The organism is Ruegeria sp. BF7 (assembly GCF_056538605.1).
On record NZ_JBQFTM010000022.1, the window covers coordinates 1 to 17,194 of the forward strand.

Sequence of the window (17,194 nt, forward strand, 5' to 3'; positions counted from 1 at the left end):
CAACGCTAAGTGTCGCGGGATGGAGCAGCCCGGTAGCTCGTCAGGCTCATAACCTGAAGGTCGCAGGTTCAAATCCTGCTCCCGCAACCAAACTAAACGGTCGGAAAACAAACACTTAGCGCCCCAAGGGGCGCTTTTTGCGTTCTGGACTCCAACGTCCGGTGCTACAGCGGTGCTACGCCAGAAAGCAAACTACGGTAAGCGTTGCATCTGACCCCCAAATTGGCGTCTTCCGGCATAGGCATCTAAAGCCTATATTGGCGCTACGCGCCAATACGGAAACTCATATTTGTGTCCTTCGGCCCTTAGCTGCCGTTGGTCGGTCTCTGTGGTTTCTGCAGTCGCTGCCCGCATTCCAGACATTCGCTGCGGCCGCTCGGTTTGTGGGGAGCTGGATGACTGGATGGCGGACAAAGCCGCCATTGCACAGAGTTCTGGCAATGGTAGCTTTTGATTTTTAACTATTCCGGCTGACCTGGCTCAAATCGTTAAGACTGGCCATGCTGATGCCACATATCAGTGACGATCTCCCACCCATCATCTTCGGGTTCAAGGATGAACAAGTAGGTGCCTGTGGCATCCATGCCCTGGCTTTCGATGACGGCTTCGACAGATCCGATCATGACGGCCAAAGACGCATCGTCAGCCACGAACAAATGGTCAATCGTGTGGGTGACCTTGCCCTCATTCGCGGCAACGAATTCAAAAAGCTGTCGAGGTCCTTCGAGGCCTTGGGTAACAGGGGTGCCTCGGGCAATCCAAAGCGTGTCTTCGGCATAGAGAGAGACAAGCCCATCGGCATCGTGTGCAGCTGCAAACTCATTGAAGCGATCATTGACCGCGCTGAGGCTGGTTTGAGCGTTGTCGTCAGCAAGTGCCATGGTTGCGGTTGTTGCCAATATGGCCAAAGCAGTGAGAGTCTTCATGGGGTTTTCCTTTTCATGAAGTTGGAGAGTGAAAGTTTGGAGCTCTTGGGTCAGCCCGAGAGCATTCGGTGAAGGGTTCGATCCTTGTTTACGAATTGATGCTTGAGCACGCCCCCGAGGTGCAGAACCAACGCGGCTGTTGCTCCATAGGCAGTCCATTTGTGGACGGCCAATGCACCGAGAGAAAGCCATTCGACACGCGCAATTGCGGGGATGGTGAAGAGGCCGAAGAAATGCGTTGGAAACCCGGAAAACAGCGCCATGGTCAGCCCTGACGCAGCCATCAGGACAATCGCCAGCAATAAGAGCCAGTGAGTCAGACGTGCTGCCAAGTCTTGCCACTTTGACCCTTCCGAAGCGGGAGCCGGAAATCCCTGATGCAGACGATAGATGACCCGCCAGGTGCCCCACAGGGCGAGGATCACACCCACAGGTTTGTGGATGTTCAGAAGTGGGATTTTCTCTGGGTCTGGCAAACCGCCATAGGCAAGATAAAACCCGAAGCCAAGCATACCGATGAACAGGATGGCCGTGCTCCAGTGGTTTACGCGGGAGATCCGATCATAAATCATAAGAGGTCATCTCTTGCCCTTTTAGGTCTCTTCGCCGCGGGTCATGATGACCTCGCGGGTAATCTGCCAACGGTCGTCTTCGAACACAAAGTCAATGCTCAGGCTGACCAGTTGCTTGCGATTGGTGACATTGTTCTTACGGCTGATCAGGACGTGGCCTTGGGTCTCGTTCGCTTCGACAATGTGGTATTCAGCCCAGGGATCATGATCGATTTCCTGGCCCATCGCCTGCCGCACATGCTCCATGAAGGCAGGCTTGTCGTTCTGCATCACTGCGCCGCCTTCGACCATCAGGTATGTCTGCATATCGCGATGATAGGTCCGGTCGAGCGTCTCGAAGGAATGGCCGGAGACATCACCGATCAGGGCATCAAGGGTTGCCTTCACGGCAGGCACATTGGGGTGTGTTGTCGACATCGACATGATCTTTTTCCTTTGTAGGGTGAGGAGATTGCAGGCGTGTTAGGCCAGTTGTTCTGCGGTCCTGGCGCGCAAGGTCACGCGGGATAGTAAGAGCGTCGCGATGGCGCAGGTTGCAATGACGCCGACCATCGGCAAGGCGGTGCCGTCAAAGAAGGGTTCAGTGAGGGCGATCATTGCGCCCGCCGTGACAACTTGCAGCGTGCCAGCCAGCGATGAAGCAAGACCTGCGATTTGACCGTGTTTATCGAGCGCCATCACCATTGTAGGCGGAACGACAAACCCAAGGCTGCCAAAGGTGATGAACAACAGCGCGATGATGACCCAAAGACTGCCAAACCCGGCGAGGATCAAAGCCATCAGGCTACACGCGGCCAACGCAAAGACGGTCGTTGCCCGTTTGATCATCGCGGCCATGCCGATGCGTTCCGCAACCTTACCAACCCACTGGGTTGCCAAGAAGAAGCTCAACCCGTTCAAAGCGAATGCGAGGCTGAACTGGACGGGCGTGAGGCCGAACTGGCCGGTGTAAACAAATGACGCGCTCGCAAAAAAGACAAAGAAGCTGGCCATACCCAGGGCCCCAATAAAGGTCAGCCCCAAATAGGTGCCGTCCGACATGAGCGTTCTGATGCCTTGCACAAAGCTTGTTGCGCGAAACGGTCTCCGATCCTCTCTTTCCAGGGTTTCCGGCAAAGCGATCCGTGTCAGCCCCAGACTGAGTAGAGCGAGGGCCGCTAGCACCAGAAAGATCGAGCGCCATCCGCCCAGAGCCATGACTCCGCTGCCCAAAAGCGGTGCAACCATGGGCGAGACACTGATGACCATCATGATCATGCCCATGAGCCGCGTCGCTGCTGCACCCGTATCAATATCGCGGATTATGGCACGTGGGATGACCATCACCACCGCCCCGCCAAGGCCCTGCACAACTCTGGCGGCCGTGAGAATTTCAACGCTTGACGCCAGAAAGGCCGCGACCGTTCCGGCAATGAACAGCGAAAGGCCGAGATAGAGCGGTAGTTTGCGACCAATCTGATCCGAAGCGGGGCCATAGAAAAGCTGTGCAATGCCGAACCCGATCAGGTAGGCGGTCAATGTTCCCTGAACAGCGCCGATACTGGTACCGAGATCGTCGGCAATGGTCGGCAGCGCGGGCAAATACATATCGATTGTCATCGGTCCTACGACTGACAAGAGGCCAAGGACAAGGCCGATTTTCAAAGTGGAGGGCATGGGGGTCCGGCGTGTCATTGCATCATCCTTGGCATGAGGGTTTCAGGCAAATGTGCCGTTGGCGGGGAAAGTTTCGGTCATGCCGCGCATGAACTTCAGACCACCCACAAGAGAGCCAAGCTGCGGACGCAGGAAGGGCACATTTGCGATATCAACCATGCGCAGCTCACCCTCTTCATTGACGAGGAAAAGGCCGGGCTCCGCGAACGGTCCCTCGACATCCATGCCATGACGCGGGCTGGAGATGTAAAGGCCCAGTGACTGCATCTGTTCGACGCTCAACCCGTAGCCGACGGCGTAGTCCGGGTTCACTTCTGCGATCTGATCGGTGGCGCGAGCTTCGCTGTCGGCGGAGATAGCCACGATTTCGATGCCCAACTCCTTAAGGGGGGCAACAATCTCGTTCACTTCGCGCAGGTAGCGGGTGCAGATCGGGCAATGCTTGCCACGGTAGACAACAATCAACTGCCAATCATAACCGTCCCCGGCTTTGCCAAGCGTGAGGCGTCCCCCGTTCAGTTTGGGAAGTTCTGATTGCGGGAATCTGTCGCCCGGCTTCGGCTTGTTGACGTGCATGTCGTCGCTCCTTGACTTAACTAACGAACGTTACATATATATACTGACTGAGGCGTCAAGGACTTTTATTGTGAACGATACAAAAAAAATGGGACGGCCGCGGACCTTCGATGAAAACGACGCGCTAATGGCGGCCATGAATGCCTTTTGGGCAAAGGGCTATGACGGCACCTCGATGAAGGATCTGTCCAAAGCGATGGGAATTAGCGGGCCAAGCATCTACTCCGCCTTCGGAGACAAGCGCGAACTGTATCTAAAGACCATTGATCGCTACGCGGATGTTGATGGCTGCGCGCCCATTGTCGAGTTTGAAACCGCCGGAACCATCGAAGAGGCGGTGCGCAATTTCCTGGAAGTGGTTGTTAACTATTCGACGCAGCAGGAAGGTGCGCCTCGCGGCTGCTTCCTGGCATCCTGTGTCGCAATGACTGTGGGCGAGGTCGAAGGCGTGTCAGAACGTATGGATAAGGCCATCCGGGACACGGATGCCCGCCTTGCAGGTCGTTTCGAGGCGGAGAAAGCAAAAGGTAACCTTCCGTCCGACTTCCCATCACAAGAGCGTGCAAGGCTGTTGCACGATATGCGCCAAGGCCACGTCCATCGCAGCCGCGCGGGCTGGTCTGCCGAAAGCCTGCTGGAAGACCTGGACGATCGCGTCCGCATGATCCTGATGACCTGACCGACGCAGTTTCGGAATGCGGGGCGAGGTCATGGGAACGCCCCGCATCTGTTTGTTGCATCACCCTTCTTCCGTCGGACCGCCAGCTTCTTTCCACGCGCCGAAGCCGCCGACATTGGTCACAGATGTGTAACCCATATCGACGAGTGTTTTACCAGACAGGGCGGCTTGCCCGCCAAGGCCGCAGACGAGGTAAATGTCTGCGTCTTTCTTTAGGGCTTCGTTGTGGAAGCCCATGTCAGGATCGGCAACAAATTCGATGAAGCCACGCGGAATGCGGACGGCCCCGGCAATTGTGCCGGTCTTGGCGACATCTGCGCTATCGCGCACATCGACAAAAACGCTGCCACCAGCGGCATGAACTTTGATTGCTTCTTCCGATGACAATTTCGGAACGATAGCGTTGGCTTCTTCAAGATATGATTGAGCGGTTTTCATGGCTCTTCTCCAGTTGACGAGTGAAAGAGAGCCGGCACAAGTGCCAGCTCTCAGGGGAGGGGCGGCCCCGTAGGGCCACCTGAACTTGGTATGTGAGCTATTTGTAGGCGATCATCGAAACCTCGACCAAAACCGGGGCTCCGGGTTTTCCGCCCGGCAGGGCACCGACTTCGACGGCGGCACGAGCCGGGGGTACTTCACCTTGACCCCAATAGGTGCCGTAGATCTCATTGAACGCGCCATAATTCCCCATGTCGGTGATGAAGACCGTCGCCCGGACAGCATCGTTGAAGTCGTAACCTGCTTCGTCCATGACACTCTTAATGTTGTCCATCACGATCTTGGTCTGATCCTGCACGTCGTTTTCGCCATCCCGAGCATGAGCTGGAATCTCACCGCCGAGATAGGCGATCTGCCCCGAGACATAGAGGAAACCGTTCGCGGTTTTGATCCCCGGTGAATAGGGCGCAATTGGTACATTCCCGGCGGGATAGACACCTGTTCGTGCGTCTTCGGCGAAGCTGGCGCCAGTACACATGAGCAATGCTACAAGGCTGGTGGTCAGTTGTTTTTTCATTCTAGGTCTCCCTGTTGATGATGTGGTTACTTCGCAGCCTCGATAATCATGTTGGCCACGACATCGGGGTAAGTCAGCATCGGCACATGGCTGGTATCGACTTCGACAGATTGCGCATTCAGCTTGCCAATCTGGTCACGCTGAATCGCAGTCAGGGTCATGCGGTCCTGGGTCGAAACAACCGCGAAGTTCGGCTTGTCTTTCCAGGCAAGTTGCGTGACCGGCGTACCAAGCGAGGCGCTGTTGATCGGGCCCTGAGACGCGGCAATCGCGGCAATCTCCGCCTCTGGCAAATCGAAGGCGAAATGCTCGGCGACGCCCTTGTCGGTAAGGCGGTAGTAGCCGGATGCGTCTTTTTCCAGATGATCCAGACCGTCCGCATGGGGATAGTCAGCGATGTATTCGCCAAGGGACTGCCCTTCGTTCGGGGCAAAGGCGGCGACGTAAACGAGAGAATGAACCTTATCTTGCGCACCCGCCTCGGTGATGACCATGCCGCCCCATGAATGACCGACCAGAACGACGGGGCCTTCGAGACGCTCGATTGCACGCTTGGTGGTTTCGACATCCGCGTCAAGTGAGCTGAGCGGGATTTGCGCGGCGATTACGTCGAGTCCGGCTTCCTCCAGTAGCGGGGTGACACGGTTCCAGGCTGAGCCATCAGCAAACGCGCCATGGACGAGCACAACGGATTTGGCGGTCAATTCTTGGGCATAGGCCGCTGAACCCAATCCGAGGGCAGCGGCGGCGATAGTGGCAGAGAAGGCTTTGAGGGCAGTGCGGCGTTTCATTGCAGGTCTCCTTAATATAGCTAGTACACTAGGTATATAAATAAAGCTAGCCCACTAGGCAAATGGCATATTGAACGATTTTTCCGACTTTTTGGCGCAGGCCGTCATTGCCGCACCATGATGCTGACATTTGGCAAGAAAGGTTCTGTCACTCACTTCGACAGAACGATAACCTTGCCTTCAGGTTGAAAGTCAGATGATCTGAGCGCGTAGCTTTTTGATTTCGGCCAAGAGCGCATGCGCCTTCGCATCCGAGATATTCAAGGCGCAGCCCAATTGTTCCGGAACGCTGTAGGCGCGGGCGCCGAGCGAGCGACCCTTCTCTGTCAGGAATACATCCCAGCGACGCTCATCGACGGAACCGCGCTTCTTCTCAACGAGGCCCAAACGCTCGATGCGCTGGATCAACGGCGTCGTGGTTGCGCCTTCAAGCTGAAGGCGATTTGCAATCTCCTGAACACTCAACCCGTCTTTTTCCCACAGTACGAGCATCGCGAGATATTGCGGATAGGTCAGCCCAAGATCTTCCAGCAGGCCCGCATAGACTTTGGTGATCGCACGAGATGTCGAATAAAGCGCGAAGCAAAGCTGTTGATCGAGCAGAGGCGGAGATTTTTGAAGTGTATCGGTCATAAGCGCGGTCCCAAGGTCGAACCGCGTTTATATGGCTAGCGGACTAGGCAATCAAGCTCCTGCGGGCCTGTTTGTATTGATCGGCAGATGAGGTCTGCCGATCACAGGGCTCAAACGGGACCGTCATATTCGCCACGCGCGGGATAGTCATTGGCAATGACAAAATCCAACGCGCCAACGAAGTCGCCAAAATGCGGGCGCACGAAGGGCATGGTCTGCACGACGCCAAAATACAGCGACTGATCGGGGCTTACGAGGAAGACCCCAGGTTCGGAAAAGAGCGCCGGCTCGTCCACACCAATGGAAGTCTTGCCGCGAGAGGTCGAAATGTAGAGGCCCCAATCACGCGCCAGATCAAGCGGCAGGCCGTACCCGAAACGCAGGTTTTCCGATTTGATCTTGTCCTGCATCATGCGGGCGCGCTCCTCGGTGTCGGAACTGACCACCACCACCTTGACACCACGTTTCTCGAACTCTCCCGCCTTGCGATCAAGCTCCGTCAGGTAATTCGCGCAGATCGGGCAATGATAGCCGCGATAAAAGCAGATCAGCGTTCCGCGCTCTGCGAATTCCGAGGTCAGATCGAACGTGCCGTGATCCAGGGTTTCGACCGACAGGTTTGGCGTCTTTTTGCGGGGCATCAGCATTTGAGGGGTCCTTTCGAATAGATTGAGAATGCTTGACCTCTCCAATAAGCGTCCCTACAGGTGTATTAATCTTAAATTTCCAATCAAAAGGACGAAAATGGCTAAGATCGACCGCCTGACCACGTTGTTGAACAATTTCAGGCTTCAGGCGTCTGTTGCTTCGGTCGAGCAAGCAAACCTTGTGGCGATGCGTGATCCGGCCACCGGCGAGGACTGCCTGATCTTCACACCGCGCGCAGTGGGGATTGATCCCGATGATCGGGCAATCCTGTTTTCCCTTCACATTGATTTCGGCACGAATGCGAGCCCGCTATGTGCGGCTCTGCCCGAGAAGGTCATTGAACAAGTGGCCCCCGATGGAGAACTGTCCAGCATTGTCTCGCTGCTCGCATCCGAGCAGCAAGCCAATAGATGTGGCTGTCCTGCCGTTCTAAGCCGATTGGGTGAGGTGCTCGTTGTTCGGATGCTCCGCCTCCAACTTGATCGCGGTGTAACCACACCCGGTCTTCTTGCTGGTCTGGCCAACCCGCGAATCAGTCAGGCCATCGTCGCGATGCATGAAAACCCCGGTCATCTTTGGCAAAACGCCGATCTGGCGGAAACTGCTGGCCTTTCCCACAGTCGCTTCAAGGAAGTGTTTTCCGAGCTGGTCGGCATCACCCCCGCCAGCTACTTGCGACAGTGGCGCTTATCCTTGGCACGTCTCGATCTTGAGAAAGGCGAGCGAGTTGATCGAATTGCACACCGGTATGGCTACCGTGCTCCCGATGCGTTTTCGCGCGCCTATCTCAAGGAGTTTGGAGTACGGCCAAGAACTGACGCTGTTCGTAGGAAGAATAGTGTTAGTTGACCCAACAATGATGATGGTGGGCTTGCTCTAAACCGATCTGGAGCGTAGCAAGGGTGCTCCCTTGGGGCACGAGTAATCTGGGTGCGTTACCTACCATGCCCGGTCTTGCGGAGGTTTTGCTAGGTGATGACCCGCGCGAGCTTCACAATATTGAGCGGATTATGGATGCGGCTAACCAAGGCCCGCAGAATACGCGACTATTTGGTTGGACACGGGATCAAAGTCGTGCGCGAATGCATGATGGGTGGTGAAATTGTATCTGCAGCGGTGTCACATTTTGCAGCGTCCACGCCCCTAGAGTTAATTTTCAAACTCAGATTTGCATGCCTATCACACAGAGCCAACCGGCACGATTGCGCCTTCGGCTTGCGATGGGCGAATGTACTGCCGCACCGCTGCGAGACTTGGCGTTGAGCCCTATTTCGAAAGCCTTGGTGATTCTGTGGCTGGCTTCGAGTAAAAACAGCGGCGATCCAACCAAAGCAGCCATTCATGCGCGGTGCAGCATTCGGCAAATTGGGCTCGAAGCCGTCGCTACACCATGCGCAGCATGTCGCCCCATCGCGGCGACCGCCAAACGTAAGGACGGCCCAATCCGGACATCTACCACGTTGCCTAGATGCCGCAGTTGCAGCCTACATTCCGGACTTTCGTTGCGCCTATCAGGTGCAAGGGCTTGCACCCTGCGCCGACAGCCTCAAAGTGGTTGCAATCATTGGTTGAGCAAATTTGAGGCCCCAAATGGCTCGAAGAATAACGGACGAAGAAATTGGCTTGATCAAAGCCTTGTTGGCGCGCGGTGAACGGAACGTGGACATTCAATTCTATTTCAATCGCCAAGACCGCCCAGTTAACTCGGGTAGAATCAGCCAAATCCGAAACGGGACCTACGGTCCCAAAATTCCATCAGCAACGGATCAAGAGCTTGATGCGTTCCTGAACGACTTCAAAGCTGGCGCAGTCGGAGTCGCCATCAACGAACAAGACGCGAAACCACCCACAATCGCTGAAACTGCCATTGCGCTATTTGAACAACATGCTTACGGAAGTTGGAGGCAACCCCGTACCCGTGCCCGTGCCAAGGCGTGACATGGCATCTTCCACAATGATCGAATGGATGTTCTATCGCTCAATGCCGGAAGATGAAACGTTGCTAAATTGCCTTTCCTACTACCGGGAAGGATTGAATGCTGCAGAGGCTGAAATTGCATCACAGGAAGTCCTGAGTTTCTTCAAAGTCTTCGAAATGAGGCGCGACGCTCGGAAGGCAAAGAACTGGATAAAGCGCGTATTCCCGGATGCTTGCGCCGATGTCCATGACCGTACTTTGGAGCAGTTTCATTCAGATAGAAAAGAACTCGAAATTGAGGATTATTGCTACAATTGTCGTGTCGCAGCCGGTCATGTCTCCAAAAAATTCAAATCCGATGCAGATATATCCGCTGAAACGCGTAGGTTATCAGTTGCCGCCGAAATCATGCGGGCTTTGGCAAGGCACTATATACGAACGAAATATGGCTTCTCGGAGACTTACTTGAGCGAAAAAAAAACGATAGCCGCCATTCGCGCACATGCCAGAATCGATCAGTTTAGGCTAGGAGCAACCACTGTCTACAGTGGGTACAGATAGGTGGTTTGAGCCCAGAATTACGCTGTTTCTGCTCTGCGGCCAATGACCGCTTTTCGGAAGATGCTAAGAAATAACACAAGGACTTTCGGTCCAGATTTTCTCTTTTTACCTACGAGAACAAGTTCTTTGAAACCTGCGTGCCCACAAGGTAGCGTGGCGCAATGAGCATTCGTATCCGGCCCATGTCTTTTCTCGGTTCTTATCCCAATCCCGACGTAAGGATTGGCAGCGACATGCTTCTTCGGAGTGGGCCCACTCTTTTCCTCTGCACCAAAAATAGGATGATAGAGCGATACGGGCGCACTGGGCCAGATCAACCTGCATTTGAACTGGATAACTGGACTGTACAGGAAGTAAGGTTCTTAGCCGCAATGTACTTAGGACATGGGGAGAGCTCAGGCGTCAGGCTGTACCCACTACCAATTTTTAGAGACATCGATGAGTGCTCTGTCGATGCTGTCGTAGAAGATGGGGCACTGCTCAAGCCGCTTCTTAAAGCAGCGGCAACTGATGACTACTTTATGTCCGGAAATCATGGCTTGCTGCCGAGCAAACTTGCTCAATATCAGTTCTTCGATTGGGATTATCGGCGTTTAGAGCAAGCAACGATCTTTTTCAGAGCAGTCGACGTCGATGATCCTGTACTTATCCGTGGACTTCATGCGCTACTAAAATCGGAAATGCTGTTCAATCACTTCCAATTTCGGGACGCTTCTTTGGCTTCTTCGCATATCGCACTGGACGCTGCTTACAGCGTGATATTGCAAAGACTGAAAAAGTCGGGTGCCAAAAATCCCAGTTCTCATGATGCGCAGGCGTATATGGACGAGCTCTACGGGGTGCCACACACGAAGCGCAAGTTCTTCGAGGACTATTATTCAGATCGGGTGCGTAACTTTCATACGGACAGTAGATACGGTCCGGAATCAATTCCCTTCTTCAGCATAGATGACATCTGGCATCTGAATTCCGCGTTGAAGGGGCTATTCTACCTTCTAGCAACTGGCGAACTTCATGATGAAACCAGATGGGATCGAGACCAGTACCTAAAACACAACATGATTGAAAACGGACCTTGACCTCCGAATTATGAACGACAGCCATGGTCCGCCAACCTGCCTTAGGTCACTAGTAACACTAATGTCCTAATTGACCCCGTTCACGACTTGCTGCTTGGGCGAAGCCTCAAAGTGCGGTGAAGTTCTGGTAAGGGCTCAGGGCTGCCCACGAACACATAACTGCGAACGACTGTTAAGGGGCGGACCACAGGGGTGATTTAGGGGGTCAAATGCAACGCTTACAAACTATGGCTACTTATCACATACGAAACTGAGGCTGATTCTTTTCCTAATGAAAACCAATGCGCCTCCACCGTCAGTGCTGTCAGCACCGTCAGCCAAGTGAAACTGCAATACCCGAAGACGTACACATCGGGGTTTTCTCCCTTCCCAGGGTATACGCGGGGCCGGGTATACTCCAGGTAGGGAGAAACTACGGTCCAAGACGATATCTCGAATCGCGGCTGCGAGCCCATACTTCCCGATGCTGCAAGACTTTTGAACGTCTGCTGATCAGCCCCACCTGAGTGGTCCAATTTGATTGTTAGTGCATGACCGGTCTTTGTTCGATCTGGACGATGGTTTCGGGTGCCGGAGGGCGGTAGCCCAGAGCACTTTGTGGTCGTTTGGTATTGTAGTGCTGTCTGACGTGCGTTTTGCGCGTAGTCTCGGTAACAGTGGCTCCAGACGCGCTATCTGAACTAGGATACGACCGCTTCCTCTTTAACCGGTATGTCCAGCCCGCTAATCTGTCCAAGAAGAGTCACAATGGAATCAATGCCCTGTCTCTGCCGCAGGGATGAGAACACAAACGGCCTCCCGTTTCGCATGCGGGTGGCGTCGCGGTCCATTACCTCAAGCGAGGCACCGACATGGGGGGCAAGATCTGTCTTGTTGATGATCAGGACGTCGGATTTTGTGATCGCGGGGCCGCCCTTGCGGGGAATCTCTTCGCCAGCTGCCACGTCGATCACATAGAGCGTGACATCCGCCAGTTCGGGGCTGAACGTGGCCGACAGGTTGTCGCCGCCGCTTTCAATTAGCACCACCTCTACATCCGGGTGCCGCTTTTGCATTTCATCCACTGCAGCCAAGTTGATTGAAGCGTCCTCGCGGATTGCCGTATGCGGGCAGCCACCTGTTTCTACACCGATGATCCGGTCCTGAGGCAGGACCTGCATACGCATCAGCGCTTCGGCATCCTCGCGGGTGTAGATGTCGTTAGTGATCACTCCGATCGAGACCCTGTCACGCAGCGCCTCGGACAACGCTGCGGTCAGGGTGGTTTTGCCTGCGCCCACCGGGCCGCCGATGCCCACGCGCAGTGGGCCGTTCATACTGCTCATGTTCGGAACATCCTTGAGTATTGAGTTTCGTGTTTCATCGACGCGATGTCGGACAGGAAGGCGGTTGATCCCAGATCGTCCAGCCCTGTCTCAATCGCTTCGCTTGCGGCCCGCTGGCAGAGCGGCGTCAGATCGCGGATCAGCCGTTGTCCATCGGTTTGGCCCAGCGGCACCAGTCGTGTCGCGCAGGCCATCAGATTGGCCATGAAGGCCTGTAGATACATTTGCGCCGTCAGGCCAAGTGGCAGGTCCAGGACGTCTGCGGCATGACCAATGGCGACAGGGTAGGTCAGGCTGCCCATATTCACCGCCCAGACCTCTGAGGTCACACCGCAAAACGCCTCGCCCAGCAGGCGTAACTCCATCAGCCGTTCAGACGAGGCGGAAAACGCCCGCGCGGTCTGGTCGATTTCTGCCAGCGTATCGTAAGAGCCAGCCCGATACGCTGCGGCCAAAAACACACAATCGTTGCGTCCTGATCCATGCTCGATCACGTCCGCAATCCAGTCGCCCGTTTCTGCAATGCACTTAACAGTGCCGCTTTCAATGGCCCATTCCAGCCCGTGCGAATAGGCGAACCCGCCCACCGGGTAAGCGGGTGACAGCCATTGCGTCAGAGTCAGGATTTCAGCTTCAGTGAGAGTGGCCATGGGTCCTGCCGTGGCCATACGCTCCACCTTCGGGAGTGAAGGGTTCGACGGTTTCCCGGATTTTGGCACCGAGTTTCACCAGCATGTCGCGGATAACATGGTCTACCTGGATAAGCAGGCGGCTCTTTTCAACCTGGCAGGGCGTGTGCCGGTTGCCGATGTGCCATGCAATGCGGGTCAGATCGGGGGCAGTAATCTCCAATAGCGCCTCGGGGGCGGCCTGAATTTCGATTTCTCGCCCGTCTTCGAGAATTAATACACCGCCGTGATCAAGAGATGTCGTGTGAGTCAGATCGACAAGTATTTGCTCACCACCATCGCAAGTCAGAACCTTTCGGCGCAGGAAACGGTCTTCATAGGTTAGCGAAAGGTGATCCGCCGGATCTCCGTGCATATGATTGGAATACTGACGAGCAGTGCAAAGAAAGGCGTTCATGCGCACGCCTCCCTCGCAAAGTGAAGCGCGCCAGTCAGATACCCATACGGTCGGCAAACACGTGATGAACAATCCGATCGCGTGCGATACCACGTTTGGCGAGTTCGTCGTCGCTCAGTGATTGCAGGAACTCGATCTTCTTCACGCGAGACTGAGACTCGGCTAACTGCTCTAAGGCCGAATAGATTGACCTTCCGACTGCGGAAAGAATACCGGCAACGGAAAATCCGGAAGTGGTTTGATTTGCTGTATGTGCCATTAGGACCCTCGAAATCTTGAGTTACGTTGGTCCTCCCATGGGTTTTATAATTTGGCATTTCGGTCTCACTGTATAGAGGGTGATTGGTCATGGCCGGGATGCGCATGCTGCAACGCGGCGCAAATTTTGATCAAAATAGAAAGTACCTCTGCGCCATCGGCAGCACTTTGGCGGGATGGCAGATCAGCAGTTCGCCATCGGCGCGCACTTCGTAGGTTTCAGGGTCAACCTCGATATGGGGGGTCGCGTCGTTCAGCAGCAGGTCGCATTTGCCGATGTTGCGGGTGTTTTGCACGGCGACGGTTTGCTTGGCCAAACCAAGTGTATCACCAATCCCCTCGGACTGCGCAGCCTCGGAAACAAAAGTGATCGCCGAATTTTCAACCGAGCGGCCATATGCTCCAAACATCGGCCGGCTGTAAACCGGCTGCGGTGTTGGAATCGAAGCATTGGGGTCTCCCATCTGGGCACATGCGATGGTGCCACCCAGCAGAACCATTTCGGGCTTCACGCCAAAAAAGGCCGGGTTCCACAGGACCAGGTCAGCCCTTTTACCTTCTTCTATACTGCCGATCTGATGGCTGAGACCGTGGGCAATGGCCGGGTTGATGGTGTACTTGGCGATATAACGGCGGACGCGCAGGTTGTCGTTGTCGCCGATTTCTTTAGGCAGGCGACCGCGTTGTTTCTTCATCTTGTCAGCGGTTTGCCAGGTGCGGATCAAAACCTCTCCGACCCGCCCCATGGCCTGACTGTCCGAGGCAATGATCGAGAATGCGCCCATGTCGTGCAGAATGTCTTCGGCTGCAATCGTTTCACGTCGGATGCGGCTTTCGGCAAAGGCGACGTCCTCAGGTATGGACTTATCGAGGTGGTGGCAGACCATCAGCATATCCAGGTGTTCCTCGACCGTGTTCACGGTGAAGGGACGCGTCGGGTTGGTCGAGGAGGGCAGAACGTGGTTCTCGCCGCAAATCTTGATAATGTCGGGGGCGTGGCCGCCGCCTGCTCCTTCGGTGTGAAAGGCGTGGATAGTGCGGCCTTTCATGGCGGCCACGGTGTTTTCCACGAAGCCAGATTCGTTTAGTGTGTCAGTGTGGATCATCACCTGAACATCCATCGCATCCGCCACCGAAAGGCAGCAGTCGATGGCGGCGGGCGTCGTGCCCCAATCCTCATGCAGTTTCAGAGCGCAGGCGCCTGCCTTGACTTGTTCTTCCAATGCTGCTGGCAGTGAGGCATTGCCCTTGCCTGCGAATGCCAAATTCATCGGGAAAGCATCAGCGGCCTGCAGCATCCGCCCGATATGCCAGGGGCCGGGGGTGCAGGTGGTCGCCAGTGTGCCATGCGCGGGACCGGTGCCGCCGCCCAGCATGGTAGTCAGGCCGGAATGCAGCGCGTCCTCGATCTGTTGTGGACAGATAAAATGGATATGGCTGTCGAACCCCCCGGCGGTCAGGATGCGGCCTTCACCGGCAATGGCCTCGGTGCCAGGGCCAATGATAATGTCGACGCCGGGCTGTGTGTCCGGGTTTCCGGCCTTGCCGATCTTGGAAATGCACCCGTCTTTCAGGCCGACATCTGCCTTGTAGATGCCCGAATGGTCCACGATCAGCGCATTGGTGATGACGGTATCCACAGCCCCCTCGGCGCGCGTGACCTGAGACTGCCCCATTCCGTCGCGGATCACCTTGCCGCCACCGAACTTGACTTCTTCACCATAGGTGGTCAGGTCGCGTTCGACCTCAATGACCAGATCGGTATCGGCCAGCCGCAGCTTGTCACCCGTGGTGGGACCGAACATGGCGGCATAGTCAGAGCGTTTGATTTGTGCTGGCATCAAAGCTCCCCCATGACCTTTTGATTGAACCCATAAACCTTGCGTGCTCCGCCGATCGGGATCAGCAAAACTTCACGCTCTTGTCCTGGTTCGAACCGCACGGCGGTGCCCGGTGCGATGTCCAGACGAAGCCCTCGAGCGGCGGTGCGGTCGAACTCCAGAGCCGGGTTGGTTTCGGCGAAGTGATAGTGCGAGCCCACCTGCACCGGGCGGTCGCCAGTATTGGCAACCATCAGGGTCACCGCTTCGGCGTCGGTGTTCAGGGTAATCTCGCCCTCGGCCGGGAAAAGTTCACCGGGGATCATTTCGGCAGTTTCAAAATCAGGATGGTTGCAGCCAATGCGATCACCGCCAGGCCAAGGCCCAATGCGGCATAATCAGTGCCATGGGCGTGGATATGGGCGTCGGTATGAGCAGCGGCGGGACCAGCGAGGATTAGGGCGGGGAAGAGCATACGGATCATGTCTGTGTTCCTTTTTCAGCGGATGGGGTTGTGGACGGTTACCAGCTTGGTGCCGTCGGGAAAGGTGGCCTCGACCTGAACTTCTTGGATCATCTCGGGCACGCCTGTCATGCATTGCTCACGGGTGATCACATCGGCCCCGGCCTGCATCATGTCGGCGACCGAACGCCCGTCGCGTGCGCCTTCGACGACGGCGTCGGTGATCAGGGCGATCGCTTCGGGGTGGTTCAGCTTGACGCTGCGGGCCAGCCGTTTGCGTGCGACCTCGGCGGCCATGGCGACCAGCAGTTTATCTTTTTCTCTGGGGGTCAGGTTCATGTCAGATCATCCAGCATCGGGGAAGAGTGTCGTTGTTCAGGTGCAGTAGCACCGGCATCAGCGCGCGGCGCAGGGCAAAGCTGTTTTTGGCCAGCAGTCGGATCACCAACAGATCGTTCTGGATCAGCGTTGCACCAGCACTGTCGGGCAGCATCCGGCGAACCGGCGCCAACTGCCCCTCTGCCGTGGTAGAGGCAAAGACGACCAGCGCCATGGCTCCGGCACCATTGGCGATATGGGGTTTCGCCAGATGGGCATTCAGGTCACCTTCAAACCGCATGGCATCCAGAAAGACCTGCGCGCCGTCGCGCCTGATCTCGATCCGGTCGCGCAGGCGGATATTGGTCAGCGTCTCGCCCATGGCGTTGCGGCCAAAGACCAGCGGCTCAACCATCAGCGCAGAGGCGGCCGGGGCCAATTCGATAAGCAAGCGCCGGTCCAAAGCGCTGCCGTTGAACAGAATGGTTTCCTGCGGCAGCCAGTTCAGCCTGGCAACAGCATCGGCGTGCAGGTGGTTGGTGATCTGGCCCTGAGAGCCGGGCTGCGCCTTGTAGGCACGCTCGCAGGCTTGGGTCGTCAGGGTTACGGTCGTACCCGCAGCGGCGTGCCCGGTGAACCGGAAAGAGTCGCCGCCGGTAATCCCACCCGCTGTGTTCAGCAGAACCGCATCCAGGCCGGTGTCGTCAGACCGCGGGAACAGGCACTTGAAAGACCCCGACTGGCGAAACCCGTCCAGAACCGATCTGTCGCCTAATTGCTTGGCACTCAGACGAATCGCGCCCTTGGCCCTCGGCGGCATCACGCCCTGCTTGGGCAATATGGAGGCAAGTTGAGTAATGGCGCACCTGC

General features: G+C 56.0%; 24 protein-coding genes and 1 tRNA gene. 6 read left to right on the forward strand and 19 right to left on the reverse strand.

Annotated features, from left to right (window positions below; genetic code table 11):
• The first annotated feature begins 13 nt into the window (after nucleotides 1–13).
• A tRNA-Met gene (locus ACR0IK_RS22540) sits at nucleotides 14–90 on the forward strand.
• Between the two features lie 398 nt (nucleotides 91–488).
• Here the strand turns inward: ACR0IK_RS22540 and ACR0IK_RS22545 are convergent.
• The 5 genes from ACR0IK_RS22545 to ACR0IK_RS22565 are packed head-to-tail and all read right to left on the reverse strand — an operon-like array spanning nucleotide 489 to nucleotide 3,730.
• Nucleotides 489–926 carry a YybH family protein gene (locus ACR0IK_RS22545; RefSeq protein ID WP_480643370.1) on the reverse strand — a complete coding sequence of 146 codons (438 nt, stop codon included), beginning with the start codon at nucleotides 924–926 and terminating at the stop codon, nucleotides 489–491.
• 50 nt (nucleotides 927–976) lie between these two features.
• On the reverse strand, nucleotides 977–1,498 hold the full coding sequence (locus ACR0IK_RS22550; RefSeq protein ID WP_480501132.1) for a cytochrome b: 522 nt from the start codon (nucleotides 1,496–1,498) through the stop codon (nucleotides 977–979).
• Between the two features lie 21 nt (nucleotides 1,499–1,519).
• A complete protein-coding gene (locus ACR0IK_RS22555) occupies nucleotides 1,520–1,921 on the reverse strand; it encodes a hypothetical protein (protein ID WP_480501130.1) in 402 nt (133 codons plus the stop codon).
• Nucleotides 1,922–1,960: 39 nt separating this feature from the next.
• A complete protein-coding gene (locus ACR0IK_RS22560) occupies nucleotides 1,961–3,172 on the reverse strand; it encodes a multidrug effflux MFS transporter (RefSeq protein WP_480501128.1) in 1,212 nt (403 codons plus the stop codon).
• A gap of 24 nt (nucleotides 3,173–3,196) precedes the next feature.
• On the reverse strand, nucleotides 3,197–3,730 hold the full coding sequence (locus ACR0IK_RS22565; RefSeq protein WP_480643371.1) for a peroxiredoxin-like family protein: 534 nt from the start codon (nucleotides 3,728–3,730) through the stop codon (nucleotides 3,197–3,199).
• A 70-nt stretch (nucleotides 3,731–3,800) separates the two neighbouring features.
• On the opposite strand from ACR0IK_RS22565, the gene ACR0IK_RS22570 reads away from it, so the two are divergent.
• Entirely contained in the window at nucleotides 3,801–4,409 is a 609-nt protein-coding gene (locus ACR0IK_RS22570; protein ID WP_480643372.1) for a TetR/AcrR family transcriptional regulator, read from the forward strand.
• Nucleotides 4,410–4,469: 60 nt separating this feature from the next.
• Here ACR0IK_RS22570 and ACR0IK_RS22575 read toward each other — a convergent pair whose 3' ends face one another.
• The 5 genes from ACR0IK_RS22575 to ACR0IK_RS22595 all read right to left on the reverse strand — a co-directional run bounded on the left by ACR0IK_RS22575 (nucleotide 4,470) and on the right by ACR0IK_RS22595 (nucleotide 7,495).
• Nucleotides 4,470–4,847 carry a rhodanese-like domain-containing protein gene (locus ACR0IK_RS22575; protein ID WP_480643373.1) on the reverse strand — a complete coding sequence of 126 codons (378 nt, stop codon included), beginning with the start codon at nucleotides 4,845–4,847 and terminating at the stop codon, nucleotides 4,470–4,472.
• Nucleotides 4,848–4,944: 97 nt separating this feature from the next.
• Nucleotides 4,945–5,424 (reverse strand): RidA family protein, encoded by a 480-nt coding sequence (locus ACR0IK_RS22580; protein WP_480501120.1) that lies wholly within the window; start codon nucleotides 5,422–5,424, stop codon nucleotides 4,945–4,947.
• 26 nt (nucleotides 5,425–5,450) lie between these two features.
• Nucleotides 5,451–6,215: an alpha/beta fold hydrolase gene (locus tag ACR0IK_RS22585; RefSeq protein ID WP_480501118.1), complete on the reverse strand. Its 765-nt coding sequence runs from the start codon at nucleotides 6,213–6,215 to the stop codon at nucleotides 5,451–5,453.
• A gap of 192 nt (nucleotides 6,216–6,407) precedes the next feature.
• A complete protein-coding gene (locus tag ACR0IK_RS22590) occupies nucleotides 6,408–6,848 on the reverse strand; it encodes a MarR family winged helix-turn-helix transcriptional regulator (RefSeq protein WP_480643374.1) in 441 nt (146 codons plus the stop codon).
• A 110-nt stretch (nucleotides 6,849–6,958) separates the two neighbouring features.
• Nucleotides 6,959–7,495 carry a peroxiredoxin-like family protein gene (locus ACR0IK_RS22595; protein ID WP_480643375.1) on the reverse strand — a complete coding sequence of 179 codons (537 nt, stop codon included), beginning with the start codon at nucleotides 7,493–7,495 and terminating at the stop codon, nucleotides 6,959–6,961.
• A 97-nt stretch (nucleotides 7,496–7,592) separates the two neighbouring features.
• On the opposite strand from ACR0IK_RS22595, the gene ACR0IK_RS22600 reads away from it, so the two are divergent.
• From ACR0IK_RS22600 to ACR0IK_RS22615, 4 genes are all read left to right on the forward strand, one after another.
• Nucleotides 7,593–8,345 (forward strand): AraC family transcriptional regulator, encoded by a 753-nt coding sequence (locus ACR0IK_RS22600; protein ID WP_480643376.1) that lies wholly within the window; start codon nucleotides 7,593–7,595, stop codon nucleotides 8,343–8,345.
• Nucleotides 8,346–9,119: 774 nt separating this feature from the next.
• Nucleotides 9,120–9,434 (forward strand): hypothetical protein, encoded by a 315-nt coding sequence (locus ACR0IK_RS22605; protein ID WP_480643378.1) that lies wholly within the window; start codon nucleotides 9,120–9,122, stop codon nucleotides 9,432–9,434.
• A gap of 16 nt (nucleotides 9,435–9,450) precedes the next feature.
• Nucleotides 9,451–9,975, forward strand: coding sequence for a methylamine utilization protein MauJ (gene mauJ / locus ACR0IK_RS22610; protein WP_480643379.1), 525 nt, complete (start codon nucleotides 9,451–9,453; stop codon nucleotides 9,973–9,975).
• Between the two features lie 161 nt (nucleotides 9,976–10,136).
• Nucleotides 10,137–11,054 (forward strand): hypothetical protein, encoded by a 918-nt coding sequence (locus ACR0IK_RS22615; RefSeq protein WP_480643380.1) that lies wholly within the window; start codon nucleotides 10,137–10,139, stop codon nucleotides 11,052–11,054.
• 680 nt (nucleotides 11,055–11,734) lie between these two features.
• Here ACR0IK_RS22615 and ureG read toward each other — a convergent pair.
• The 9 genes from ureG to ACR0IK_RS22660 form a co-directional block, all read right to left on the reverse strand.
• Nucleotides 11,735–12,379, reverse strand: a complete 645-nt coding sequence (gene ureG / locus ACR0IK_RS22620) for an urease accessory protein UreG (RefSeq protein ID WP_480643381.1) — start codon at nucleotides 12,377–12,379, stop codon at nucleotides 11,735–11,737.
• Nucleotides 12,376–13,029 carry an urease accessory protein UreF gene (locus ACR0IK_RS22625; protein ID WP_480643382.1) on the reverse strand — a complete coding sequence of 218 codons (654 nt, stop codon included), beginning with the start codon at nucleotides 13,027–13,029 and terminating at the stop codon, nucleotides 12,376–12,378. The genes ureG and ACR0IK_RS22625 overlap by 4 nt, the downstream gene beginning before the upstream one ends.
• Complete coding sequence (locus ACR0IK_RS22630) at nucleotides 13,013–13,465, reverse strand: urease accessory protein UreE (RefSeq protein ID WP_480595348.1); 453 nt, start codon at nucleotides 13,463–13,465, stop codon at nucleotides 13,013–13,015. Before ACR0IK_RS22630 ends, ACR0IK_RS22625 begins: the two co-directional genes overlap by 17 nt.
• 34 nt (nucleotides 13,466–13,499) lie before the next feature.
• Complete coding sequence (locus ACR0IK_RS22635) at nucleotides 13,500–13,724, reverse strand: hypothetical protein (RefSeq protein WP_480595347.1); 225 nt, start codon at nucleotides 13,722–13,724, stop codon at nucleotides 13,500–13,502.
• A gap of 130 nt (nucleotides 13,725–13,854) precedes the next feature.
• The gene (ureC, locus tag ACR0IK_RS22640) at nucleotides 13,855–15,564 is read right to left on the reverse strand and encodes an urease subunit alpha (protein WP_480643384.1); all 1,710 of its coding nucleotides are present in this window, start codon (nucleotides 15,562–15,564) and stop codon (nucleotides 13,855–13,857) included.
• A complete protein-coding gene (locus tag ACR0IK_RS22645; RefSeq protein WP_480595345.1) occupies nucleotides 15,564–15,869 on the reverse strand; it encodes an urease subunit beta in 306 nt (101 codons plus the stop codon). Before ACR0IK_RS22645 ends, ureC begins: the two co-directional genes overlap by 1 nt.
• Nucleotides 15,866–16,027, reverse strand: a complete 162-nt coding sequence (locus ACR0IK_RS22650) for a peptidase M23 (protein WP_480595344.1) — start codon at nucleotides 16,025–16,027, stop codon at nucleotides 15,866–15,868. The genes ACR0IK_RS22645 and ACR0IK_RS22650 overlap by 4 nt, the downstream gene beginning before the upstream one ends.
• Before the next feature lie 15 nt (nucleotides 16,028–16,042).
• Entirely contained in the window at nucleotides 16,043–16,345 is a 303-nt protein-coding gene (locus ACR0IK_RS22655; RefSeq protein ID WP_480595343.1) for an urease subunit gamma, read from the reverse strand.
• Between the two features lies 1 nt (nucleotide 16,346).
• Nucleotides 16,347–17,144: an urease accessory protein UreD gene (locus tag ACR0IK_RS22660; RefSeq protein ID WP_480643385.1), complete on the reverse strand. Its 798-nt coding sequence runs from the start codon at nucleotides 17,142–17,144 to the stop codon at nucleotides 16,347–16,349.
• Between the last annotated feature and the right edge of the window lie 50 nt (nucleotides 17,145–17,194).